The sequence below is a fragment of the Rhizobacter sp. P2_D12 genome (genome assembly GCF_056404395.1).
The window spans coordinates 54514-77019 of record NZ_JBFUEB010000018.1; the positions used below are offsets into that span (position 1 = coordinate 54514).

At 69.4% G+C, this 22506-nt stretch carries 23 protein-coding genes and 2 tRNA genes; 12 read left to right on the forward strand and 13 right to left on the reverse strand.

What is annotated here, in order from left to right:
• Positions 1–57: 57 nt before the first annotated feature.
• On the reverse strand, positions 58–1257 hold the full coding sequence (locus tag AC1DYN_RS08625) for an MFS transporter (RefSeq protein ID WP_477958709.1): 1200 nt from the start codon (positions 1255–1257) through the stop codon (positions 58–60).
• Positions 1254–2120 carry an alpha/beta fold hydrolase gene (locus AC1DYN_RS08630; RefSeq protein ID WP_477958710.1) on the reverse strand — a complete coding sequence of 289 codons (867 nt, stop codon included), beginning with the start codon at positions 2118–2120 and terminating at the stop codon, positions 1254–1256. The genes AC1DYN_RS08625 and AC1DYN_RS08630 overlap by 4 nt, the downstream gene beginning before the upstream one ends.
• A 110-nt stretch (positions 2121–2230) precedes the next feature.
• Here AC1DYN_RS08630 and AC1DYN_RS08635 point away from each other — a divergent pair, with 110 nt between their 5' ends.
• Positions 2231–2680, forward strand: a complete 450-nt coding sequence (locus AC1DYN_RS08635; protein ID WP_477958711.1) for a winged helix-turn-helix transcriptional regulator — start codon at positions 2231–2233, stop codon at positions 2678–2680.
• 52 nt (positions 2681–2732) lie between these two features.
• Here the strand turns inward: AC1DYN_RS08635 and AC1DYN_RS08640 are convergent, their stop codons facing one another.
• From AC1DYN_RS08640 to AC1DYN_RS08665, 6 genes are all read right to left on the reverse strand, one after another.
• Positions 2733–3374: a 50S ribosomal protein L25/general stress protein Ctc gene (locus AC1DYN_RS08640; RefSeq protein WP_477958712.1), complete on the reverse strand. Its 642-nt coding sequence runs from the start codon at positions 3372–3374 to the stop codon at positions 2733–2735.
• 106 nt (positions 3375–3480) lie between these two features.
• On the reverse strand, positions 3481–4443 hold the full coding sequence (locus AC1DYN_RS08645) for a ribose-phosphate pyrophosphokinase (protein WP_477958713.1): 963 nt from the start codon (positions 4441–4443) through the stop codon (positions 3481–3483).
• A gap of 123 nt (positions 4444–4566) precedes the next feature.
• A tRNA-Gln gene (locus AC1DYN_RS08650) sits at positions 4567–4643 on the reverse strand.
• 55 nt (positions 4644–4698) lie between these two features.
• Positions 4699–5568 carry a 4-(cytidine 5'-diphospho)-2-C-methyl-D-erythritol kinase gene (gene ispE, locus AC1DYN_RS08655; RefSeq protein ID WP_477958714.1) on the reverse strand — a complete coding sequence of 290 codons (870 nt, stop codon included), beginning with the start codon at positions 5566–5568 and terminating at the stop codon, positions 4699–4701.
• Between the two features lie 3 nt (positions 5569–5571).
• Positions 5572–6111 carry an outer membrane lipoprotein LolB gene (locus tag AC1DYN_RS08660; protein WP_477958715.1) on the reverse strand — a complete coding sequence of 180 codons (540 nt, stop codon included), beginning with the start codon at positions 6109–6111 and terminating at the stop codon, positions 5572–5574.
• Positions 6108–7973, reverse strand: a complete 1866-nt coding sequence (locus AC1DYN_RS08665; protein WP_477958716.1) for a tetratricopeptide repeat protein — start codon at positions 7971–7973, stop codon at positions 6108–6110. Before AC1DYN_RS08665 ends, AC1DYN_RS08660 begins: the two co-directional genes overlap by 4 nt.
• Before the next feature lie 111 nt (positions 7974–8084).
• Between AC1DYN_RS08665 and mutM the strand changes: the two genes are divergently transcribed.
• From mutM to mutY, 3 genes are all read left to right on the forward strand, one after another.
• Positions 8085–8921 (forward strand): bifunctional DNA-formamidopyrimidine glycosylase/DNA-(apurinic or apyrimidinic site) lyase, encoded by an 837-nt coding sequence (gene mutM, locus AC1DYN_RS08670; RefSeq protein WP_477958717.1) that lies wholly within the window; start codon positions 8085–8087, stop codon positions 8919–8921.
• 123 nt (positions 8922–9044) lie between these two features.
• Positions 9045–11027, forward strand: coding sequence for a dynamin family protein (locus tag AC1DYN_RS08675; RefSeq protein ID WP_477958718.1), 1983 nt, complete (start codon positions 9045–9047; stop codon positions 11025–11027).
• A 2-nt stretch (positions 11028–11029) separates the two neighbouring features.
• A complete protein-coding gene (mutY, locus tag AC1DYN_RS08680; RefSeq protein WP_477958719.1) occupies positions 11030–12094 on the forward strand; it encodes an A/G-specific adenine glycosylase in 1065 nt (354 codons plus the stop codon).
• Here the strand turns inward: mutY and AC1DYN_RS08685 are convergent.
• Genes AC1DYN_RS08685 through AC1DYN_RS08700 form a run of 4 tightly spaced genes read right to left on the reverse strand, consistent with a single transcriptional unit; the run spans position 12087 to position 16253 of the window.
• The gene (locus tag AC1DYN_RS08685) at positions 12087–12713 is read right to left on the reverse strand and encodes an LON peptidase substrate-binding domain-containing protein (protein WP_477958720.1); all 627 of its coding nucleotides are present in this window, start codon (positions 12711–12713) and stop codon (positions 12087–12089) included. The genes mutY and AC1DYN_RS08685 overlap by 8 nt on opposite strands.
• Positions 12714–12743: 30 nt before the next feature.
• Positions 12744–13682 (reverse strand): RNase adapter RapZ, encoded by a 939-nt coding sequence (rapZ, locus tag AC1DYN_RS08690; RefSeq protein WP_477958721.1) that lies wholly within the window; start codon positions 13680–13682, stop codon positions 12744–12746.
• On the reverse strand, positions 13679–15373 hold the full coding sequence (recN, locus tag AC1DYN_RS08695) for a DNA repair protein RecN (RefSeq protein WP_477958722.1): 1695 nt from the start codon (positions 15371–15373) through the stop codon (positions 13679–13681). The genes rapZ and recN overlap by 4 nt, the downstream gene beginning before the upstream one ends.
• Positions 15374–15380: 7 nt before the next feature.
• On the reverse strand, positions 15381–16253 hold the full coding sequence (locus AC1DYN_RS08700; protein ID WP_477958723.1) for an NAD kinase: 873 nt from the start codon (positions 16251–16253) through the stop codon (positions 15381–15383).
• 68 nt (positions 16254–16321) lie between these two features.
• On the opposite strand from AC1DYN_RS08700, the gene hrcA reads away from it, so the two are divergent.
• The 3 genes from hrcA to AC1DYN_RS08715 all read left to right on the forward strand — a co-directional run bounded on the left by hrcA (position 16322) and on the right by AC1DYN_RS08715 (position 18056).
• Positions 16322–17341 (forward strand): heat-inducible transcriptional repressor HrcA, encoded by a 1020-nt coding sequence (gene hrcA, locus AC1DYN_RS08705; protein ID WP_477958724.1) that lies wholly within the window; start codon positions 16322–16324, stop codon positions 17339–17341.
• A gap of 65 nt (positions 17342–17406) precedes the next feature.
• A tRNA-Ile gene (locus AC1DYN_RS08710) sits at positions 17407–17483 on the forward strand.
• Positions 17484–17588: 105 nt separating this feature from the next.
• Entirely contained in the window at positions 17589–18056 is a 468-nt protein-coding gene (locus AC1DYN_RS08715) for a hypothetical protein (RefSeq protein ID WP_477958725.1), read from the forward strand.
• Here AC1DYN_RS08715 and AC1DYN_RS08720 read toward each other — a convergent pair.
• Positions 18053–18541, reverse strand: coding sequence for a hypothetical protein (locus AC1DYN_RS08720; RefSeq protein ID WP_477958726.1), 489 nt, complete (start codon positions 18539–18541; stop codon positions 18053–18055). The two genes, AC1DYN_RS08715 and AC1DYN_RS08720, sit on opposite strands and share 4 nt — an antisense overlap.
• Positions 18542–18722: 181 nt before the next feature.
• Between AC1DYN_RS08720 and AC1DYN_RS08725 the strand changes: the two genes are divergently transcribed.
• The 5 genes from AC1DYN_RS08725 to AC1DYN_RS08745 form a co-directional block, all read left to right on the forward strand.
• Positions 18723–19622 carry an endo alpha-1,4 polygalactosaminidase gene (locus tag AC1DYN_RS08725; protein WP_477958727.1) on the forward strand — a complete coding sequence of 300 codons (900 nt, stop codon included), beginning with the start codon at positions 18723–18725 and terminating at the stop codon, positions 19620–19622.
• A 70-nt stretch (positions 19623–19692) separates the two neighbouring features.
• On the forward strand, positions 19693–20718 hold the full coding sequence (locus AC1DYN_RS08730) for a DNA glycosylase AlkZ-like family protein (RefSeq protein WP_477958728.1): 1026 nt from the start codon (positions 19693–19695) through the stop codon (positions 20716–20718).
• A 124-nt stretch (positions 20719–20842) separates the two neighbouring features.
• Positions 20843–21403: a dienelactone hydrolase family protein gene (locus AC1DYN_RS08735; protein ID WP_477958729.1), complete on the forward strand. Its 561-nt coding sequence runs from the start codon at positions 20843–20845 to the stop codon at positions 21401–21403.
• A 382-nt stretch (positions 21404–21785) separates the two neighbouring features.
• A complete protein-coding gene (locus AC1DYN_RS08740; protein WP_477958730.1) occupies positions 21786–22112 on the forward strand; it encodes an EthD family reductase in 327 nt (108 codons plus the stop codon).
• Between the two features lie 122 nt (positions 22113–22234).
• Positions 22235–22506 (forward strand): transposase (locus tag AC1DYN_RS08745; protein WP_477958731.1); only part of this gene is annotated, 272 nt, incomplete at its 3' end.

The window sequence follows — 22506 nt, forward strand, 5'->3', positions numbered from 1 at the left end:
TTCCCCGGGTTTGCGATGGAGCGCACGGTAAGGCCAAGGGAGCGCGCGAGTCGTGTGTCAAACGTGAGCTATGAAACCGCTTGCACGATCCGGCGTCAGGTGCCGGGTGGCGGCCCAGAAGACGAGGGCCAGCGCGCTGGTGCATGCACCGAGCAGGCACACGGCCGTCCAGCCGGCGCGCGCGTAGGCGAGCGTCGCGAGCGTCGACCCCAGGCCGCTGCCGATCGAATAGAACAACATGTAGGCCGCCGTCAGCCGGCTCTGGGCCTCGGGTCGCACGCGGTAGATCAGGCTCTGGTTCGTCACGTGGACCGACTGCAGGCCGAAATCGAGCAGCAGCACGCCGGCGAGCAGGCCCCACAGCGAGACCGGCAGCATCGCGCTGGGCAGCCACGACAGCAGCATCAGCGCGAGTGCGATGCCGGTGGTCCGCTGCGCGTGGCCGCTGTCGGCCAGCCGGCCCGAGCGCGCCGCGCCGAGCGCCCCGACCAGGCCGGCCAGCCCGAACAGGCCGATCTCGCCGTGCGACAGCAGGAAAGGCGGCTCGCGCAGCGGCAGCACCATCGGCGTCCACAGCAGGCTCATCGCGGTGAAGACCAGCAGCGCGAGGATGGCGCGGATGCGCAGCACGCGCTCCTCTGCGAGCAAGCGGAACGTCGAGCCGACCAGGGCCAGGTAGTGCATGCGCGACGCAGCACGCGGCTGTGCCGGCAATGCCTTGACCAGCAGCGCCGCGACGACCGCATTGGCGAGCGCGGCCAGCGCATAGACGGCGCGCCAGCCGAACAGGTCGGACACCAGCCCCGACACCCCGCGTGCCAGCAGGATGCCGGCGACGATGCCGCTCGTCACGCTGCCGACCACCTGGCCCCGCTGCGCCGGATGCGCCAGCGCCGCGGCATGGGCGACCAGCAACTGCGTCACGACGGCGATGACGCCGACCGCGGCCATGCCGGCCAGGACGACCGGTGCGTTCGGCGCCAGCGCGACCAGGCCGAGCGCGATCACCGACGCCAGCACCTGCACGATGATGAGGCGGCGCCGGTCGACCCGGTCGCCCAGCGGCACCAGGGCCAGCAGCCCGATGCCGTAGCCCGCCTGGGTCAGCGTGACCACGCTGCCGATGTGCGCGTGGCGGATGCCGAACTCGGCGGCCAGCACGTCGAGCAGCGGCTGCGCGCTGTAGACGTTGGCGACGGCCAGGCCGCAGGCCACGGCCATCAGCAGCACGACGGCCCGCGGCAGCGGCGGCGTCACTGCAGCACCAGCGTGTCGGCGAAGCGCAGGATGTGGGCCGCGATCGCGTCGCCCTGGTCTTCGAGCGCGAAGTGCCCGGCGTCCAGCAGGTTGAAGTCGACCTGCTTCAGGTCGCGACGGTACGGGTGCGCGCCGGCCGCGGGGAAGATGACGTCGTTCTGCCCCCAGGTGATCAGCGTCGGCGGCTGGTGCGCGCGGAAGTAGGCCTGCCACTGCGGATAGCGCCCGGGGTTGGAGCCGTAGTCGCGCAGCAGCGCCAGCATGATCTCGCGGTGGCCCGGGCGATCGAGCAGCGCGCGCTGCAGCACCCAGCTGTCGGGACTGATCCTGTCGAGCTCGGCGACGCCATGGGTGTAGTTCCACGCGAGGGCCTCGTCCGACATCGCGGCCTCGCGGATCAACGCGAGGTTGGCGGGCGACGGGTCCTGCCACAGCCGGCGCACCGGGGCCCAGAAGCCGTCGGGCAGGCCCTCGTCGTAGGCGTTCGCGTTCTGCACGACCAGGAACGACACCTTCTGCGGCCGACGGCTCGCGATGCGAAACCCCACCGGCCCGCCGAAATCCTGCAGGTACAGCCCGTAGCGCTCGAGCCCGAGGCGGTCGACCAGCTGCTCCATCACCTCGGCCAGGCGGTCGAAGGTGTAGCTGAACGCGGCCGGCGACGGCGCGTCGCTGTGGCCGAAGCCGGGGTAGTCGGGCGCGACCAGGTGGAAGCGGTCGGCGAGCCGGGGCATCAGGTCGCGGAACATGAAGGACGACGCGGGAAAGCCGTGCAACAGCAGCAGCACCGGCCGTCCGCGCTCGCCGGCCTCGCGGTAGAACAGCTTCAGGCCGTCGATCTCGAGGATGCGATATCTCGTCATGGGAAACCTTCTCGGTGGGTGGATCGAATCTGGTTGCATAAAAAAACCAGATCGCGTTTGTACCCGACCTGGTTTTACAATGCAACCAGATTGATGGAGAAGGTCTTGCGATGGTGAAACGAACCAGCCACAGCGATGCCAGCTGCCCGGTCGCGCGGCCGCTGGATGCGATCGGCGACTGGTGGTCGCTGCTGATCATCCGGGACGTGTTCGACGGGCTGCACCGGTTCGGCGAGCTGCAGAAGAGCCTGGGCCTGGCCAAGAACATCCTTGCGGCGCGGCTGCGCAAATTGGTCGAGCACGGCATCCTCGAGACGGCCCCGGCGTCGGACGGCAGTGCCTACCAGGCGTACGTGCTGTCGCCGAAGGGTGTCGCGTTGTTCCCGGTGCTGGTGGCGCTGCGCCAATGGGGCGAGGACCACTTCTTCGACCCCGGCGAGACGCACGTCCAGCTGGTCGACGTGAAGAGCGGCCGGCCAGTGCGGCGCCTCGAGCTGAGGGCGCAGGACGGACGCCTGCTGGGCCCGGCGGACACCGTGGTGAAACCGGCGCCTCAATGAAAGAAGCCCCGCCAGGGCGGGGCTTCGTGCGCAGGGCAGCAGGCCGGACGGCTTACTTGCGGTTCTGCTTCTCGTCCTTCTTGCCCTTGGTCGGGGCAGCCGGGGCGGCAGCGACGACCACCGGGGCGGCTTCTTCCTCGACCGGGACCGAGGTCGACACGATCACGGGGTTCGGCTTGCCCTGGGTGACGACCTTGATGCCGTCGGCCAGCTTCAGGTCGCTGACGTGCAGCGACTGGCCCTTGACCAGCTCGGCCAGGTCGACGGTCAGGAACTCGGGCAGCTGCGAAGCCAGGCACTGGATCTTCAGCTCGGTGGCGACGTGGTTCACCAGGCAGCCGTCGGTCTTGACGGCCGGCGAGTTTTCTTCGTTGATGAAGTGCAGCGGCACCTTCTTGACGATCTTGGTGGTGGCATCGACACGCTGGAAGTCGATGTGCAGCACGATCTGGCGGAAGGGGTGCATCTGGTAGTCACGCAGCAGCACCTGTTCGCTCTTGCCGTTCAGTTCCATCTCGAGGATGGACGAGTGGAAGGCTTCCTTCTTCAGCGCATGGAACAGCGCGTTGTGATCGAGTTCGATCATCGAAGGGGTGCCGGCGCCATAGACGATGCCGGGGACTTTGTCAGCCAAGCGCAGGCGGCGGCTCGCTCCGGTCCCCTGCAGCTTGCGCTCGAATGCGACGAATTTCATGTTGACTCCAATGATGGAAGACACCCGCGACCAGGCGTCTGGATAACAGGGTCTTGCGACCCCAAGGGCACGGCGGGCGTTCGAAGCGCCCGCCGCTGTCTGCGGATCAGAAGTTGCTGTTCTGTTCCGCGAACAAGGACGTCACCGATTCACCGTCGGAAATCCGGCGGATGGTCTCGGCGAACAGGAAAGCCACCGACAGCGGACGCACCTTCGAGCAGGTCTTGCCCTCGTCGCTGAGCGGGATGGTGTTGGTGATGACGACTTCGTCGAGCTGCGAGCCCTTGATGCGCTCGATCGCCGGGCCGGAGAAGACGGCGTGCGTGCAGTACGCGTAGACGTTCTTCGCGCCGCGCTCCTTCAGCACCTCGGCCGCCTTCACCAGCGTGCCGGCGGTGTCGATCATGTCGTCCATGATCACGCAGTTGCGCGAGTCGATCTCGCCGATCACGTGCATGACCTCGGAGACGTTGGCCTTCGGGCGGCGCTTGTCGATGATGGCCAGGTCGCAGCCCAGCTGCTTGGCCAGCGCCCGGGCGCGCACCACGCCGCCGACGTCCGGCGACACGACCACGAGGTCCTTGTAGCGCTTGCTCTGCAGGTCGGACAGCAGCACCGGCGACGCGTAGATGTTGTCGACCGGGATGTTGAAGAAGCCCTGGATCTGGTCGGCGTGCAGGTCCATCGTCAGCAGCCGCTCGACGCCGACGGCCTCGAGCATGTTGGCGACGACCTTGGCGCTGATCGGCACGCGGGTGGAGCGCGGGCGGCGGTCCTGGCGGGCGTAGCCGAAGTAGGGGATCACGGCGGTGACGCGGCGCGCCGAGGCGCGCTTCAGTGCATCGACCATGATGCACAGCTCCATCAGGTTCTCGTTCGTCGGCGCGCAGGTGGGCTGGACGATGAAGATGTCGCGTGCGCGGACGTTCTGCTGGATCTCGATGGCGACTTCGCCGTCGGAGAAGCGGCCGACCGAGGCCTTGCCGAGTTCGATGCCCAGGTGCGATGCGATTTCCTGCGCCAGGGCGGGATTCGCATTGCCGGTGAACAGCACGGTGTTGAAAAGCACGTTTCCTCCGTCGAGGCTCTTGCGGGGTGCGATCAGGGGCGCATTCGTGGTCACCGCGCACCCACCTTCCGTTTCAGCCCCGCGTGCCCAAGGCAGGCACCGGGAAACAACCATCAAATGATTTGGCAGGGGAGGAAGGACTCGAACCCTCGCATGTCGGAATCAAAATCCGATGCCTTAACCAACTTGGCGACTCCCCTACACCGGTTGGCCGCATCCATCGGGATGCGACCCACCTTCAACTTGTCAGCCGGCTCACCAATCCCGCAAGGGATGCTGCACCAGGCTTCGGCACATCCGACCCACCCAGCCCGCCGGAAGATCCGGTGGCATTGTCGCCGTGGGCGTGTCGTCTGTGCCAGCCCTTGCGAACACCGCACTGCCCGAGCCCGTCATGCGGCTGTTGCCGAACCGGGCCTCGAGCAGGCGTGCGGCTTGCGCCACATCGGGGCACTGGCTTTCGGCGGGAGGCTGCAAATCGTTGCGACCGAATCCTGCCTCAAGACGCTGTACACCGCCGTCCTCAAGGAAGCCTGCGAGTATAGCAGCATCCGTATTGCGGACCAGCAGCGGGCTGAGAAAGATGCCACGGGTTTCGATGCTCGCGGCAGGCTTCACGACCGCGAACCACTGGGCCGGCAGGGCCAGCGGGGTCAGCTTCTCGCCGATGCCCTCGACCCAGGCGCTGCCCGAGCCCAGGAAGAAGGGGACATCGGCCCCGAGTGTCAGCCCGAGCGCCATCAGCTTGTCGCGCGGCCAGCCGAGTTGCCACAACCGGTTCAGCGCCAGCAGCGTGCTGGCTGCATCGGAGCTGCCGCCGCCCATGCCCGCGCCCCAGGGCACCTGCTTGTCGACGGAAATGTCGGCCCCCAGCGTCGTGCCCGAGGCGGCTTGCAACGCGCGCGCCGCGCGCAGGCACAGGTCGTCGGCCGGCAGCGCGGCGCTCAGGTCGTGCCGCGCCAACTGTCCGTCACGGCGCAACTCGAAGTGCAGCGTGTCGGCCCAGTCGATCGGTACGAAGACCGACTGCAGCAGGTGGTAACCGTCGTCGCGCCGGCCGGTGATGTGCAGGAACAGGTTCAGCTTGGCCGGGGCGGCCACGTCGTACAGCGCGGTCAGGCTCATCGTTCAGGGGCGATCGATTCGGGCCCGCACGACGACGGCCGGCGCCTGCGGTCGCTGCGCGACGACCCAGCCTTCGTCGAAGTGCGCCAGGTTCACGTCCCAGCCCAGCTGCTGGAAGCCGGCCTCGGCCGGCGGCGCGCTCGGGCGGTTCGGCGCGCCGCTCCAGGCGCGGCCGCGCAGCCAGTCGAACAGCGCGACGATGGGCAGGCTCTCGCCCAGCATGTCCTGGGTCAGCGCATCGAGATCCGGGTAGGCGCGCTGCTCGCCGCCGGTGGTCAGCACGGCCTGCCTGCCGGACCAGCGGGCCTGGGCGATCGTCGTCCCCAGCGGGGTCGACAGGTCGAGCCGTCCATCCTGCGGCGTGCCTTGCAGCTCGAAGCTCGCGCTGACCGATCGGCCGGGGGCCGATGGCGTCGCATCCACCTTCACCGACATCCGGCCCGACACCCGCTCGGACGACGCCGTGGGCGCCTGCGGCTGCAGCGTCGTGCATGCCGCCAGTGCCCACGCCGCGAGCCACGGAACGAAACGCCGCAGGCTCACAGGTCGACCCGCAGCCGCGCCAGCGTTTCCTTCAGCACGTCGTTCGCGTTGTCGCGCGTGCGCGCATCGCGCAGCACCTTGCGCGCCTCGTCGCGCTGGCCGTTGACCCACAGCACCTCGCCCAGGTGGGCCGCGATCTCGACGTCCGGCCGCGAGCGGTACGCCTGCTGCAGCAGGCGCAGCGCCTCGGCGCGGTTGCCGAGCCGGTACTCGACCCAGCCCAGGCTGTCGGTGATGAAGGGTTCGCCCGGCGCCAGGTCGAGTGCCTTGCGGATCAGCTCGCGCGCCTCGGGCAGGCGCTGGTTGCGCTCGGCCAGCGAATAGCCCAGCGCGTTGTACGCATGGTGGTGGTCGGGCTTCAGCTCGATCACGCGGCGCAGCAGGCGCTCCATCTCGTCCATGCGGTTCAGCTTCTCGGCCATCATCGACTGCTCGTACAGCAGGTCGGGGTCGTTCGGGAAGCGCGTGTTGGCCTTCGCGAGCACGGTGTTGGCCTCGCCCCATTGCTTGACGTCGCGCAGCACCTGCGCCTCGGCCAGCAGCTTCGCGCGGGCGTCCTCGGTGGTCTTCTCCGGCGTGCGGCGGATCAGCTCGCGGGCTTCCTTCACCTTGCCCTGGCGCGCCAGCAGCGACGCCCGCCGCGCCTGCACCTCGAGCGCGCGCTGCGGGCTGTCGACCTTCTTGAGCCACGCCTCGGCGCCTGCGTAGTCGCGCTGCTGCTCCGCGGCCTGCGACAGCAGCAGGTAGGCCTGCACCAAGCCCTGGTCGCCGGTGGGGGGCGGTTCGTCGCCGTCGTCATCGTCGTCGGCCGGGGGCGGTGTGCTGCGCGCCGGCGCGGGTGCCTGCGCGAAGCTGCCGTTGCCCGAACGCTGCACGTACTGCATCAGTGCAGCCTGTGCTTCCTTCGGGTGCCGCAGTTCCAGGTGCAGCGCACCGAGCGTGAGCCACGGCGTGGGCAACTGCGGGTCGGCGCGCGTCACGGCCTCGAGCTGCGGCACGGCATCGGCGTAGCGCTGCGCCGAGTTCAGCACCCGGGCATAGACCAGCCGGAACGAGCTGTTCTTCGGCTGCGCCGCGAGGAAGTCGTCGACCAGCGGCTCGACCGGCTGGCCGGTGGCGAGCAGCTCGAGTGCCAGCAGGGCCGGGGCCTCGGCCGTGCGGTCGAGCTGGTGGGCTTCGCGCGCCAGGTCGAAGGCGCGCTGGCCATTGCCGGCGGCCAGCCAGGCACGGCCGATGGCCACCCGCGCCGCGGCACGGGTGTCGGGCGATTCGAGCGAAGGCTCGAGCAGCGCCTGCAGCTGCTCGGCCGTCTGCGTCTTGTCGGTGGCGCGCGCCAGCAGGCGCGGCAGCGACGAGATCAGCTGCGAGCGCTCGGCGGCCGGCGTCGCGGCCAGCATCGCGCGCATCGGCTCGGTGATCTCGGCCTGGCGGTTCAGCGCGATCAGCAGCCGCACCTGGTAGCCCATCGCCTCGATCGAGTCGGGGATCGCGGCGCGCCACGCCTGCGCGGCGGCGAGCGCCTGGTCGCCGGCGCGCGCCTGCAGCGCGATCTCGGTGGCGCGGCGGAAGAGCTCGGGGTCCTGCGTCTTGCGTGCCGCATCGAGCAGCACCTGGTACGCGGTGCCGACCTCGCCGGAGCGCAGCTCCATCTCGCCGATCAGCAACTGGTAGAAGAGCGGCGCGTCGAGGGCCGAGTTGTCGACCGGCGGCGCCTCGGCGGCCAGGCCGCTGGCAGCGCTGGCGGCTGTTTCGGCCGGCACGGCCTTGTCCGCCTGCGCCGATGCGCCCTGCGTCAATGCCAGCGCACAGGCCACCGCGACCGCTGCGCGCGTCGCGTGGGGAACGAGGGAAAGGGCCGGCATGCAATGCTCCTGAAACCGTGGATGATTCTAGGGTCTGGCGCGGCCCCGAAAGGCCCGGCTCGCCGCCCGGAAATCCATCCGACCGCGCCCGCTCGCGATAATTCCCCCTCCATGCCAGAACTTCCCGAAGTCGAGGTCACCCGCCAGAGCTTTGCCGAGCGCATCGCCGGGGCGCGCGTCACCGCCGCCCGCCTGGGCAAACCGCTGCGCTGGCCGCTCGGCCGCGAGCCCGGCAGCCTGGTCGGCCTGCAGGTCGGCCAGGCGTCGCGCCGAGGTAAATATTTGTGGCTGCCCCTGACCGGGGGTGAACCTGGCGGCGCGGCAGCCGGCGGCTTGCTGATGCACCTGGGCATGTCGGGCTCGCTGGCCTTCAGCGACGATCCCGGCCTGCCGGGCGCGCACGACCACTTCGACCTCGCCACCACGCGCGGCACGCTGCGCCTGACCGACCCACGCCGCTTCGGCGCGGTGGTGTGGTCCGAGGCGCTGGATGGCGGCACCGCGGGCAAGCTGATTGCCGGGCTGGGCCTGGAGCCCTTCGACCCGGCGTTCACCGGCGCGCACCTGCACGCCGCGCTGAAGCGCCGGCGCGTCGCGATCAAGCAGGCGCTGCTGGCCGGCGACATCGTCGTCGGTGCCGGCAACATCTACGCCTGCGAGGCGCTGTTCGCCGCCGGCATCAACCCGCGGCTGCGCAGCGACCGCCTCAGCCGCCCGCGCGCCGAGCGGCTGGCCGCTGCGGTGCGCGAGACGCTGGCCCGCGCGCTGGCGCTGGGCGGCTCGACGCTGCGCGACTTTCGCGACGCGCACGGCATGGCCGGCGCGTTCCAGCTGCAGGCGGGGGTCTACGGCCGCGAAGGCGAACCCTGCGGGGTCTGCGGCACGAAGATCCGGCGCATCGTGCAAGGCCAGCGTTCGACCTTCTTCTGCCCGCAATGCCAGCGCTGAATCCAAAGGAATCGACACTTGGGACCGGGGGCGGGTGTCCAGATGTTTCCGCGGGGCGTCGTCTGACAAGCTTGCGCTACCATGAAAGCGCGACGCGCCTCTTTCCTGCGCGCCCGCCCACCCATGTCATCTTCCTTTGCTAGCAGTGTCGACGAGCTGGGCCAGTGGCGTCTTTCGATCGGCCGCCGGCTCGACGAGCTCGGCCGTTTCCTGAGCGAGCACGACCTCGCCGACGCGGCCGCCAGCGAATCGCTCGACGCGCTGCGCCGCAGCCTGGTGGGCGAGAAGCTGGTGGTGGCCTTCGTCGCCGAGTTCTCGCGCGGCAAGTCGGAGCTGATCAACGCGATCTTCTTTTCGGACACCGGCCGCCGCGTGCTGCCCGCCACGCCGGGCCGCACGACGATGTGCCCGGTCGAACTGGGCTACGAACCCGAGGAAGCGCCGGCGCTCGCGCTGCTGCCGATCGCCACCCGGCTCGAGGGCCTGTCGCTGGCCGAGCTGCGCCTGCAGCCCAAGGCCTGGGGCCACATCCCGCTCGACATCAGCTCGCCCGACCAGCTCACCGAAGCGCTGCGCGAGGTGATGCGCACGCAGTGGGTGTCGGTCGACGATGCACGCGCGCTCGGTTTCTGGAACGACGACGACACCGAGGACAACCCGCCGACCAACGACGCCGGCGAAGTCGAGGTGCCGGCCTGGCGCCACGCGATGATCAATTACCCGCACCCGCTGCTGCAACGCGGCCTGGTGGTGCTGGACACGCCGGGGCTGAACGCCATCGGCGCCGAACCCGAGCTGACGCTGAGCCTGCTGCCGGCGGCCCATGCCATCGTGTTCATCCTGGGCGCCGACACCGGCGTCACCAAGTCCGACATGACGATCTGGCGCGACCACCTCGGCGCGCCGTCCAGCTCGGCCTTCGTCGTGCTGAACAAGATCGATGCGCTGCAGGATCCGCTGGCCACCGTCGAGCGGGTGCAGGAGCAGATCGAGCAGCAGCGCCAGTCCACCGCCCGCACGCTGGACGTCGCAAGCGAGCGCGTGTTCCCGCTGTCGGCACGCCAGGCTTTGGCCGCGCGCATCGACGGCGATGCGCCGGCGCTGGCGCAGAGCCGGCTGCCGCTGCTCGAGGAAGCGCTCGGTGCCCAACTGCTGCCGCAGCGCCGCGAGGCGCTGCAGCAGACCGTGATGGACGCGGCACACCGCATGGAGGCGCAGGTCAACCGCCGCCTCGGCGACCGCCGCCGCCAGATGGCCGAGCAGATGCTCGAACTGCGCGGGCTGCGCGGCAAGAGCGGCGCCAAGGTCCGATTGATGCTCGAGCGCGTGCAGGCCGAGACGGCCGAGTTCGAGCAGTGCACCGCGCGCCTGCAGGCGATGCGCATGGTGCACAGCCGCATGCTGAAGAACGCCTTGCTCGACCTCACCAGCGACCGGCTGCGCGAAGAGGTGGCCGAGATGCAGACCGCGATGACCGCGTCGCTGCTGCACCTGGGCGCGAAGAAGGCCTTCATCGCGCTGTGTGCGCGGCTGCGCGAGCTGCTCGAAGCCGCGCAGGTGCGCGGCAACGAGATCCACGACATGCTGTCGGCGTCGTTCGCGAAGCTGAACGCCGAGTTCGGCTTCAGCCTGGCCGTGACGAAGACGCCCGACCTGGGCCGCTTCGTCAACGACCTGACGCTGATCCAGCGCAACTACGTGCAGTACCTCGGCCTGACGCAGGCGCTGCGGCTGTCGCAGCCGAAGTTCATGGAGCAGTTCCGGCGCATGCTGGTCTCCAAGCTGCGCGTGGTGTTCGAGAACGCGAGCGGCGAGTTCGAGCTGTGGAACAAGACTGCCTCGGCGCAGGTCGATTCGCAGCTGCGCGAGCGGCGCCGCGGCTTCCGCCGCCGCCGCGAGGCGCTCGAGCGCATCCAGTCCGCCGCCGGCGACCTGGAGCAGCGCCTGGCCGAACTGGAAGCGCAGGACACGCAGCTGCAGCAGCTGCAGGCGCGCAGCGCTGAATTGAACAACCGCCTGAAGGCGCAGGCGCACCAGGAACTGACCGGCGCTGCGTCGAACGCCGCAGCCAGCGGCTCGATCCCGCTGTACGCCGCTCAAGCCTGACGTTGTCGGAGAGCCCGCAGGACCGTTTCGCCACGCCGCTGGTCGCGTGGCAACGCACCCATGGCCGCCATGCGCTGCCGTGGCAGCAGACGCGCGATCCGTACCGCGTGTGGCTGTCCGAGATCATGCTGCAGCAGACGCAGGTCGGCACGGTGATGGGCTACTACGAGCGCTTCCTGCAGCGCTTCCCCGACGTGCAGGCGCTGGCCGCCGCGTCGCAGGACGACGTGCTCGCGCTGTGGAGCGGCCTGGGCTACTACAGCCGTGCGCGCAACCTGCATGCCTGCGCGAGGGCGGTGGTCACCGAGCACGGCGGCCGGTTCCCGCGCAGCAGTGCGGTGCTGCAAAGCCTGCCCGGCATCGGTCGTTCCACCGCGGCGGCGATCGCGGCCTTCTGCTTCGGCGAGCGGGTCGCGATCCTCGACGGCAACGTCAAGCGCGTGCTGACGCGCTTCCTCGGCTTCGACGGCGATCTCGCCGAAGCGCGCCAGGAACGCGCGCTGTGGGACGAGGCCACGCGCCAGCTGCCCGACGCGGACATCGAGTCGTACACGCAGGGCCTGATGGACCTCGGCGCGACGGTCTGCGTCGCGCGCAACCCGAGCTGCCTGCTGTGCCCGGTGCACGCCGGCTGCGTGGCGCTGCGCGAAGGCGAACCCGAGCGCTACCCGGTGAAGACGCGCAAGCTCAAGCGCGGCCGGCGCAGCAATGCCTGGCTGTGGATGGTGTGGGGCGACCGGCTGTGGCTGGTGCAGCGGCCCGACAGCGGCGTGTGGGCCGGGCTGTGGAGCCTGCCCGAATTCGACACGCCCGAGGCGCTGGATGCGGCGTCGCACGGCTGGCCCGGCACGCCGCAAGGCCTGCCGATCTTCACGCACGTGCTGACCCACCTGGACTGGACGCTGCAGCCGGTGCGCTGGACCTTGCCCGCCGACACCGCGCAGCGCAGCGTCGATGCGATCACCGCGACGCTCGGCCCGGGCCAGTGGGTGACGCCGGCGGCCGCGCTCGCGATGGGCCTGCCCGCACCGCTGCGCAAGCTGCTGGCGACGACAGCGCCTACTTGACGACGCCCTTGCTGCGCAGGAATTCGTCGACCAGCTGAAGCCGCACCGCGGCGTCCGGCAGCTCCATCAGCTTCTGCTTCGCGGCCAGCGAGATCGGCAGGATCTCGCACCAGCGGTTCGCGACCCAGCCGGCGTTGTCGAACTGGAACGGCTTCAGGAACGGCTCGGCGCCTTGCTGCTTCAGCGTCGCGATCGCATTGGCCAGCCCGCGCACCGTCTCGATCATCGCGTCGGTGGGCAGCGAGGCCTCGTCGTCGGCCAGCATGTCGACCTGGGCCAGCCACAGGCCGTCGGTCTGCTGGCGCATCTGGTTCACGCCGAAGCGCCGCGTGCCGCGGCAGCGCACGTGCAGGATGCCCGGCTGCGTGCTGTCGACGTCGAGCAACTCGGCCATCGTGCCGGTTTCTTCGAGCGCGACCGGCTCGCCGGGCTTGCGCACCTCGCCGCCCTGGCGCAGCGCGACCACGCCGAACGGCGTCTGCTCGCGCAGGCACGCGCTCATCAGGTCGAGGTAGCGCGCCTCGAACACCTTCAGGCTCAGCAGGCCGCCAGGAAACAGCACTGCCTGCAGCGGAAACAGCGGAACGTCGGACGTGTTGGTGGGGATGTCGGGAGTCATTCAACGGCGCGGCTTCGTGGGCCGCGAGGTTCAGTCGCGGGCGTCGAGCTCGCGGTGGCGAATCAATGTACCGCTGCGCGCGGCAAAACGCTTCGCCAGGGATTCGGTGAGATAGACCGAGCGGTGCTGGCCGCCGGTGCAGCCGATGGCCACGGTCAGATAGCTGCGCTGGTCGCGTTCGAAGGACGGCAGCCAGCGCGCGATGAAGGCTTCGATCTGCGCCAGCATCTCGGCCACCTCGGGCTGGGCCTCGAGGTAGGCGGCGACCTCGGCGTCGCGGCCGGTCAGCGGGCGCAGCTCGCGGATGTAGTGCGGGTTGGGCAGGATGCGCACGTCGAACACGAAGTCGGCGTCGAGCGGYACGCCGTGCTTGAARGCGAACGACTCGAACACCAGCGTCAGGCGGTGCGCGGTGGCCTGCACCAGGTCGCGCATCCACAACCGCAGCTGGGCCGGCCGCAACTGGCTGGTGTCGACGACGGTGGAGACTTCGCGCAGCTCGGCCAGCAGCTCGCGTTCGAGCTCGATGGCTTCGGTGAGCGCGCGGTGGCCGTCGGTCGCCTTGTCGTCCTTGCGGCGGCCCGGCGACTGCAGCGCGGCTTCCTGCGACAGCGGGTGCGGGCGGCGCGATTCGGAGAAGCGACGCACCAGCGTGTCGGTGTTGGCGTCGAGGAAGACCGAGCGGATCGCGACGCCTTCGCCGCGCAGCTCGTCGATCAGCGGCAGCAGGTGCGGCAGCGAGCCGGCGCTGCGCACGTCGACCGCGATCGCGACGCGGCGCATCAGGCGCTCGTGCTCGAGGCGCAGGAAGTCGCGCAGCAGCTCGGGCGGCAGGTTGTCGACGCAGAAGAAGCCGGCGTCTTCGAGCGCATGCAGCGCGATCGACTTGCCGGAGCCGGAGATGCCGGTGACGAGCACGACCTCGTTCGGCGCGACGATTGCGGGTGCAGCGACGGCGGGCGCGCTCATGGCTTCTTGCGGCCGCGCGCGGCGGGCGCCGCATCGGCCGCGACCGACAGCATCTCCTGGGCATGCGCGAGGCTGGTGCCCGACATGCGCTCGCCGCCCAGCATGCGCGCGATCTCGGCCACGCGCACCTCGCCGGCGACGGCCTGGATCTCGCTGTGCGTGCTGCCGGCCTCGGTGCGCTTGGAGACGACGAAATGGTGGTCGGCGCAGGCGGCGACCTGCGGCAGGTGGGTCACGGCCAGCACCTGGCGGTCGCGGCCCAGCTGCTTCATCAGGCGCCCGACGGTGTCGGCCACCGCGCCGCCGACGCCGGAGTCGATCTCGTCGAAGATCAGCGTGCCGGCGGCATCGGTGCCCTGGGCCAGCTGGCTGGTCGTGACGGCGATGGCCAGCGCGATGCGCGACAGCTCGCCGCCCGAGGCCACCTTGCCCATCGGACGCGGCGTGCTGCCGGCGTGGCCGGCGACCAGGAACTCGGCCGATTCGAGGCCGAACGACTGCGGCGCTTCCTGCGCGGCCAGCGACACCTCGAAGCGCCCGCCGGCCATGCCCAGTTGCTGCATTGCCTGCGTGACCGCGGCGGCCAGCTTGGGGGCGGCCGCCTTGCGCGCGGCCGACACGCGCTTCGCCTCGGCGCCGAACGCGGCATGGGCCTGCTTCAGCGCGGCTTCCAGGCCGTCGAGGTCGGTCGCGGCGTCGAGCGCGCGCAACTCGTCCTTCCACTGCGCCAGCAGTGCCGGCAGCTCGGCCGGCGGGCGGCGGTAGCGGCGCGCCAGGCTGACCCAGGCCGACAGGCGCTCGTCCAGTTCCTGCAGGCGCTCGGGTTCGAGCTCGGTGTGGTGCAGGTAGCCGCTGAGCGTGTGCGCCGCGTCCTGCAGCTGCGCCTGCGCGCTTTGCAGCACCTCGGCGACGGCGGCCAGGCGCGGGTCGTACTCGGCCACGTCGCCCAGCGCTTCGGCGGCACCGCTGGTCAGCGACTCGRCGTTGACGTCGGCCTCGCTCAGCGCATCGAGGGCGTTGCGTGCGGCATCCATCAGCGCCTGCGAGTTCGACAGCCGCTGGTGGTCGGCATTCAGCGTGTCCCATTCGTCGGCCTCGGGGCCGAGCTTGTCGACCTCGCCGATCTGCCAGGCCAGGCGCTCGCGTTCGCGCTCGAGGTCGGCCTGCTGCGTGCGCGCCTTGTCGAGCGCTTCGCCGGCGGCCTTCCAGTGGGACCACACGAGGCCGAGCGGCGCGACGTCGACACCGGCATAGGCGTCGAGCAGGGCGCGCACCGACGCGCTGCGCGTCAGGCTTTGCCAGGCGTGCTGGCCATGGATGTCGACCAGGTGGTCGGCCGCCTCGCGCAGCTGCGCGACGGTGGCCGGGCTGCCGTTGACCCAGGCGCGGCTCTTGCCTTGCGCATCGATGACGCGGCGCAGCAACAGGCTGTCGCCGTTGTCGAAGCCGGCGTCGTCGAGCCAGGCGGAGAGGCTGGCCGGGGCGTCGAACTCGGCCGTGATGTCGGCGCGGGCCGCGCCTTCGCGCACCACGCCGGCATCGCCGCGGCTGCCCAGGGCCAGTTGCAGTGCGTCGACCAGGATCGACTTGCCGGCGCCGGTCTCGCCGGTCAGCACCGAGAAGCCGCCGGCGAGGTCGACCTCGAGCGAGGTCACGATGACGAAATCGCGCAATGCGAGGCGTTTGAGCATGATGGGGTCAGAGTCCGGCGTTCCAGTGGAGCTTGCCGCGCAAGGTGGCGTAGTAGCTCCAGCCGCGCGGATGCAGGAAGCGCACCTGGTGGGCCGAGCGGCGCACGATGATGCGGTCGCCGTGCAGCAGGCTGGCGAGGCTTTGCATGTCGAAGCTGACGCTGGCGTCGCGGCCGGCGACGATCTCGATGCAGATCTCGCCGGTGTCGGGCAGCACGATCGGGCGGTTGGACAGGTCGTGCGGCGCGATCGGCACCAGCACCCAGCCGGCGATGCCCGGGTGCAGGATCGGGCCGCCGGCCGACAGCGCGTAGGCGGTGGAGCCGGTGGGCGAGCCGACGATCAGGCCGTCGGCGCGGTGGTTGGCGACGAATTCGTCGCCGATGTCGATCTTCAGCTGCACCATGCTGGCGGTGGCGCCGCGGCTGACGACCACGTCGTTCATCGCGATGCCTTCGAAGATGACGCGGCCGTCGCGCCAGACGCCGCCTTCGAGCATGGTGCGGCGCTCTTCCTCGTAGTCGCCGGCGATCATCGGGGACAGGGCCTCTTCGAACTGGTCGATCGGCACGTCGGTGATGAAGCCCAGGCGGCCCTGGTTGATGCCCACCAGCGGCAGGTTGAAGCGCGCCAGCTGGCGCGCGATGCCCAGCATGGTGCCGTCGCCGCCGACGACGACGGCCAGGTCGCAATGCGCGCCCAATTGCTCGGGCGTCAGTGCGGGATAGTCGGTGAGGCCGGTGTTGAGGGCGGTTTCGCTTTCGAGCGAGACTTCGAGCCCTTGCCGGCCCAGGAATTGCGCAATGTCCTGCAGCACCCCGCGCATTCCCAGGGCCTGGTATTTCCCCACCAGCGCAGCATGTCGAAAACGGGTCGGCATGCGCGGGATTACACCACAGCACCCCCGGCAGACCGGGGCCAGAATCAGCAGCCGCCTACAATGAAACCATGCTGGACGAGCGAGCCAAAACACTGCTGAAAGCGCTGGTCGAACGCTACATCGCCGACGGTCAACCGGTGGGGTCGCGCACCTTGTCGCGCGCGTCGGGGCTGGACCTGTCGCCGGCGACGATCCGCAACGTGATGGCCGACCTGGAAGACCTGGGCCTGATCGCGAGCCCGCACACCAGTGCCGGGCGCATCCCGACGGCACGCGGTTACCGCTTGTTCGTCGACACGATGCTGACGGCGCAGCCGCTCGACCTGGCGCGCGGCACGCCCGCGATGGAGCCGCAGCTGCAGCCCGACCAGCCGCAGCGGGTGATCGCCAACGCGGCGCAGCTGCTGTCCAGCCTGTCGAGCTTCGTCGGCGTGGTGACGGCGCCGCGCAAGGCGAGCGTGTTCCACCACATCGAGTTCATGCGCCTGTCGGAGCGGCGCGTGCTGGTGATCCTGGTGGCGCCCGATGGCGACGTGCAGAACCGGGTGATCTTCACCGCGCAGGACTACACGCAGGGCCAGCTGATCGAGGCGAGCAACTACCTGACCTCGCAGTACGCCGGGCTGACGATCGAAGAGGTGCGCGAGCGCCTGAAGAACGAGGTCGACGCGCTGCGCGGCGAGATCGCGTCGCTGATGCAGGCAGCGGTGCAGGCCGGCAGCGAGGCGATGGCCGACAGCCAGGAGCAGGTGGTGATCTCCGGCGAGCGCAACCTGCTGACGGTGCAGGATTTCAGCAGCGACATGGGTTCGCTGCGCAAGCTGTTCGACCTGTTCGAGCAGAAGACGCAGCTGATGCGTCTGCTGGACGTGAGCAGCCGCGCCGAGGGCGTGCGCATCTACATCGGCGGCGAGAGCATGGTGGTGCCGTTCGAGGAGCTGTCGGTGGTGTCGGCGCCGTACGAGGTGAACGGGCAGGTGGTGGGCACGCTGGGCGTGATCGGGCCGACGCGGATGGCGTACGACCGGATGATCCAGATCGTCGACATCACGTCGCGGCTGGTGAGCAATGCGCTGAGCCAGAAGTAGCGCCCGGGTCCGTTCGGACGCGCCGGCGCGCGGGGCCGCGCACCTACAATCGCGCTCTTCCCCGGGGGCCGTTAGCTCAGTTGGTCAGAGCAGAGGACTCATAATCCTTTGGTCGTTGGTTCAAGTCCAACACGGCCTACCAATGCGATCAAGGACTTGGCGCAGTTGGCCAGGAGCCTCGATCTTCCGGCGTAGCCGCCGCGTAGCCAAAGAACGCATCCAGCCGCCGAGCAGCAGTTCGCTGGCCGTGTTTGCCGAAGCTGGCAAAGTGATCCAGCACCCGCGCTGCCTGAACTGCCACCCCAGCGGCGACCGCCCGCTGCAGGGCGATGGCATGCAGCTGCATCAGCCACTGGTCGTGCGTGGCAAGGATGGTTTCGGCGCCGCAGCGATGCGCTGCACCACCTGCCACGGCGCGCAGAACTTCGACGCCAAGCAGATTGCCAGCGTGCCGGGCAACAAGAACTGGCACCTGGCGCCGATCGAGATGGCCTGGAACGACCGCACGCTTGGCGCCATCTGCCATCAGCTGAAGGACCCTTCGCGCAACGGCGGCAAGACGATGGCCCAGATGGTCGAGCACATGGCACACGATGAACGGGTCGGTTGGGCCTGGGCACCCGGCACCGGCCGCACCCCGGCGCCGGGCACGCAGAAGGCCTTTGGCGATCTGATCCAGGCCTGGGCGGACAGCGGGGCCTACTGTCCGGCCTAGCGGATCTGGACGCCCTGCGTCGTGGCGCAGACCTGGCCGATGGGGGCGTGCACGCCGGCTTCATTCACGATTTCACGCAGTTCGCGCGCAATTGCGAGATCGACCAAGTCGCCATCGAGACCCTGGGTGAGGTGCTCGCGGGCAGCGGCAAGCCCCTGGTCGTCACTGCGGGCATTCCGGCTGTGCCAGGCCGCGCCAGCACTGAAGAGGATGCGCCCGACTACCGGATGCCACGCAGGTCCGAACAGGCGGACCTCGCGCAGGCAGCGCGCGGCGTGCGTGCGACGGCGATCCGCCTGCCGCAGGTGCACGACCGCGACAGGGCCGGCTTGGTCAGCTACCTGATCGCGGTCGTGCGCCAGAAGGGCGTCTCGGCATGGGTCGGCGAGGGCGCCAACCGCTGGTCGGCCGTCCATCGGCCACGGCCTCAAGGTGCCGGTCGTTTCGCTTTCGAAGAACGAGGCCGTCGCGCACTTCGGCGCCATGGGGCACTTCGCGGGCTTGGACAACCCTGCATCCAGTGCGCTCACGCGCCAGCGGCTGGGCTGGACGCCCGGCGCGCATCCGCGCCTGATTCCTGGAACGCCTTTTGCACCGGATGGACTCCATCGAACAACAGCAACTGCGCGTGACGCCACACATTCCCCCATGACCACAAAGCAACCCATGACTCAGAAAGACAGCAGCGCCGGCACGCTCACCGCCCTGGCCGTCTTGTTTGGTGCCGCGCTGGCACTCTCGGCCTGCGGAGGCGGCAGTGATGGCGAATCCAGTCCGGCCGGCAGTCCGCCTCCGATGGGCACGGCACCCGCACCCGCACCCGCTCCCTCCGCTGGCGACTGGTGGAAGCCCGCCGCCGCGGCCACATGGCAATGGCAGTTGACCGGCACGCTGAACACCTCCTACGACGCCACGGTCTACGACATCGACCTGGTCGACACCAGCGCTGCAACGATCGCCCAGCTGAAAGCGGCCGGCCGGAGGGTGGTCTGCTATTTTTCTGCGGGCAGTTCGGAGGACTGGCGTCCCGACTACTCGAAGTTCGCTGCGGCCGACATGGGCCAGACGCTCGACGGCTGGGCCGGCGAAAAGTGGCTGGACACCCGCTCGACCAACGTGCGATCGATCATGGCCGCACGCCTCGACCTGGCCGTGTCCAAGGGCTGCGATGGCGTCGAGCCCGACAACGTCGACGGCTACAGCAACGCCACCGGCTTTCCGCTGACCGCGCAAGACCAGCTCGACTACAACCGCTACCTCGCCACCACTGCGCATGCCCGCGGCCTGGCGATCGGCTTGAAGAACGACGTCGGCCAGCTCGGCGCACTCGAGCCCTCGTTCGACTTTGCCGTCAACGAGCAATGCAACGAGTACACGGAGTGCGGGGGTTACTCGGTCTTCATTTCGATCGGCAAACCCGTCTTCAACGCCGAGTACAAGGCCAACTACGCGAACAACACCGACGGTGCGCGCGACAAGCTGTGCACCGCCTCGAAGGCCGCCGGCATCCGCACGCTGGTGCTGCCACTCGCCCTCGACGGATCGTTCCGCTACAGCTGCGACTGATCCGGGCCCGTCACGCCGTGACACTTCACGCCGACCCGGCAAGGGACGACCGCGGAGGACAATGACAGGCATGCACAGACAGCGGCCTCTTGAGCTATCACGGCAGCAGATCCTGGCCCATCGTCGAGATGCCAATGGACTGGTCAGGCGGATGCCACCTGGCGCGGCATCGGTGCGGCGCGCGGCGTTGGCCGGCCTTCAGGACAGCATGCCGCGAGCAGCCGTCCTCTCGTTGCATGCCCGGGTCACAGGCACGACGCCCGAAGCCTGGTCGGATTCGAGCCTTGTTCAGCTCTGGGGCCCCCGGTTCAGCGCGTACACGGTGGCCGCTGAAGATCGAGCCGTCTTCTCGCTCGGCAGGCTTGCGGCCGGCGGTGCGCAGCGGCGCAGGGCCGAGGATCTTGCCGCCCGCCTGCACCAGTGGCTTGACGGGCGGGCGATGCCTTACAGCGAGGCAGGACGAGGGATGGACGTCGCTCCCAACTCGCTGCGCTATGCAGCAGCGACGGGTACCGTCCTGATTCGCTGGGACGGTGCCCAACGGCCGATCGTCCGGACTGTCGAGCGGCCAGCGGTTGAGCCGGCGCAGGCACGACTTGAGCTTGCACGCCGGCACCTGCATGTCTTTGGGCCCTCCACGGCCGAGGGCTTCGCCGCCTGGGCCGGGATCGCGAAAGCCGCCGCAGTTGCGGCGCACAAGGCACTCGCGCCAACCCTGATCCCCGTCCGGACGCCGCTGGGCGACGCATGGATCCTCGCTGATCAGGAAGCATTGTTTCGGACGGTCGCCGAGCCGGTTGAAGGCGTGCGGCTCCTGCCGAGCGGGGACGCGTACTTCCTCCTCCAGGGCGCGGATCGCGAGATGCTGGTTCCCGCGGCGAACCGTCGCGCTGCGCTGTGGACTTCCCGCGTTTGGCCCGGCGCCGTCATGCTCGACGGCGAACTTGTCGGCACCTGGCGCCGCGCGGGCCGCGACATCACGGTCCAACCGTGGCAACGGATGTCGTCCGCAGAGCGCGATGCGGTCACAGCCGAAGCGGAATCGCTACCGCTGCCCGGCGCCGCGAATTCGACCCGCGTCCACTGGATCGCTTGAATGACGCGGCACGCGGTCGGTCGGGGGCGATTTCGCCAAGCGGGCCGTCCGCGGCGTGAATGCGGTGAACGGCAAGCTGCGGGTGGAGTTCGTCAACGCAGAGTCGTGTAGCGGCGGCTGAACGGTGGCGTACGTCGCTCTGTTTCATTCCATGCTCGGCTTGCGCCCCGTGGAGCGCCTCGCCGCCGAGCGCCTGCGCCAGGCAGGCCACCAAGTCACCACGCCCGACCTCTACAACGGGCGCACGGCCGCCACCATGGACGAGGGATACGCGCTGATGAACGCCGTGGGCTGGTCTGGCATCACGCGGCGCGCCCGCTACGCTGTGCACGCCCTGCCGGCCGACGCGGTGCTGATAGGCGTCTCCATGGGAGTGGGTGTCATCGGCACGCTGTGGCCCGAGCGGCCGCAGGCCGCCGCCGTGGTGCTCCTCCACGCGCTTGCCGCTCTGCCCGCCAACGCCCAGCCGGGCCTGCAGCTGCAGGTGCACGCGGGCGAAGCCGATGACTTCGCGCCAGCGACCGAGATCGCCGCGCTGCTGGCATCGGCCACCGAGGCGGGCGTTGCCGCCGAGGTGTTCACCTACCCCGGCGTGGGCCACTTCTACACCGACGCCTCGCGGCCCGAGCATGATGCCCACGCCGCCGAGCTGACGTGGCAGCGCATCCTGGCCTTCCTGAGGTGACCCCCATGCTCAAACATGCCCGCATCGAAGCCCGCATTCCCACGAAGGACTTGGCTCGCGCCCGCCGGTGGCATGCCGAAAAGCTGGGGCTGGAACCCACGGAGGAGCGGCCTGGGGGCTTGCGCTGGCCACCATGACTGAGCTGCGCCAGCGCGGCCTGGTGTTCGAGGTCGGGTCGGCCAGTGCCTGTCTACTCGAAGTGCTGGAGTCCTGCTGCTCGTGGTCTGTGCAGCTTTGCTCGTCCTGTACGTCACCTACCGATATCTGCGGAGGCTGCCCCCCAAGCGAGGAACATTCTCGATGCGGAGTGTGGGCGACGGCGCAAGCCCTGATGCAACGAGAATCCCTGGGCAACGACGCCAATGATGGCAAAGAGGACCGCATGATCAAAGTCACTGTGATGTACCCGTACGCCGAAGGCGCACGCTTCGACCACGTCTACTACCGCGAACGGCACATGCCGATGGTCAAGGCCAGGCTGGGCAGTGCCTGCGCCTACTACACCGTCGAAAAAGGCATGGCTGGTAGGGAGCCCGGTTCGCCGCCAGCCTTCGTGGCGATGTGCGCGTTCATCTGTGACTCGGCCGAAGGCTACCTGGCCGCCTCGCAAGAGCACCGCGCCGAGATCCGGGGCGACATAGCAAACTACACCGACATCGCGCCGGTGGTCCAGATCAGCGAGGTCGTTGTCGAGCGGTCGGATTGTTGATCGCACCGGCCGGAGTCTGACGACACCCTGGCGCCTGGTGTCGGCCGAGGTTGTGTGAAAACCCCGATCCGCGATTGGCCGCAGCTGCGTAGAGTTTGAAGGCATATCGAGGAGGAGTCGATATGGGCAGGTTCGTTGAGGGGCAGGATCGGCATCAGGTCACGTTGCTACCGGAATCGCTGGACGAGTTCATTGCCGAGGACAACGCGGTTCGCGTGGTTGACGCGTTCGTCGAGGAACTGGATCTGGCATCGATGGGCTTCGAGGGCATGACGCCGGCGGCAACAGGGCGCCCCTCGTATGACCCGGCGGTGCTGCTGAGGATCTACATCTACGGCTACCTCAACCGCGTGCAGTCGAGCCGGCGACTGGAGCGGGAGTGCCAACGCAACGT

What these genes read in the sequence shown, in the direction of transcription:
- AC1DYN_RS08630 (WP_477958710.1), bottom strand. Translation starts at nt 2,120, where the DNA reads ATGACGAGATATCGCATCCTCGAGATCGACGGCCTGAAGCTGTTCTAC.
- AC1DYN_RS08635 (WP_477958711.1), top strand. Translation starts at nt 2,231, where the DNA reads ATGGTGAAACGAACCAGCCACAGCGATGCCAGCTGCCCGGTCGCGCGG.
- AC1DYN_RS08640 (WP_477958712.1), bottom strand. Translation starts at nt 3,374, where the DNA reads ATGAAATTCGTCGCATTCGAGCGCAAGCTGCAGGGGACCGGAGCGAGC.
- ispE (WP_477958714.1), bottom strand. Translation starts at nt 5,568, where the DNA reads ATGAGCCTGACCGCGCTGTACGACGTGGCCGCCCCGGCCAAGCTGAAC.
- AC1DYN_RS08665 (WP_477958716.1), bottom strand. Translation starts at nt 7,973, where the DNA reads ATGCCGGCCCTTTCCCTCGTTCCCCACGCGACGCGCGCAGCGGTCGCG.
- mutM (WP_477958717.1), top strand. Translation starts at nt 8,085, where the DNA reads ATGCCAGAACTTCCCGAAGTCGAGGTCACCCGCCAGAGCTTTGCCGAG.
- AC1DYN_RS08675 (WP_477958718.1), top strand. Translation starts at nt 9,045, where the DNA reads ATGTCATCTTCCTTTGCTAGCAGTGTCGACGAGCTGGGCCAGTGGCGT.
- AC1DYN_RS08685 (WP_477958720.1), bottom strand. Translation starts at nt 12,713, where the DNA reads ATGACTCCCGACATCCCCACCAACACGTCCGACGTTCCGCTGTTTCCG.
- AC1DYN_RS08700 (WP_477958723.1), bottom strand. Translation starts at nt 16,253, where the DNA reads ATGCCGACCCGTTTTCGACATGCTGCGCTGGTGGGGAAATACCAGGCC.
- hrcA (WP_477958724.1), top strand. Translation starts at nt 16,322, where the DNA reads ATGCTGGACGAGCGAGCCAAAACACTGCTGAAAGCGCTGGTCGAACGC.
- AC1DYN_RS08720 (WP_477958726.1), bottom strand. Translation starts at nt 18,541, where the DNA reads ATGGCGCCGAAGTGCGCGACGGCCTCGTTCTTCGAAAGCGAAACGACC.
- AC1DYN_RS08725 (WP_477958727.1), top strand. Translation starts at nt 18,723, where the DNA reads ATGACTCAGAAAGACAGCAGCGCCGGCACGCTCACCGCCCTGGCCGTC.
- AC1DYN_RS08730 (WP_477958728.1), top strand. Translation starts at nt 19,693, where the DNA reads ATGCACAGACAGCGGCCTCTTGAGCTATCACGGCAGCAGATCCTGGCC.
- AC1DYN_RS08740 (WP_477958730.1), top strand. Translation starts at nt 21,786, where the DNA reads ATGATCAAAGTCACTGTGATGTACCCGTACGCCGAAGGCGCACGCTTC.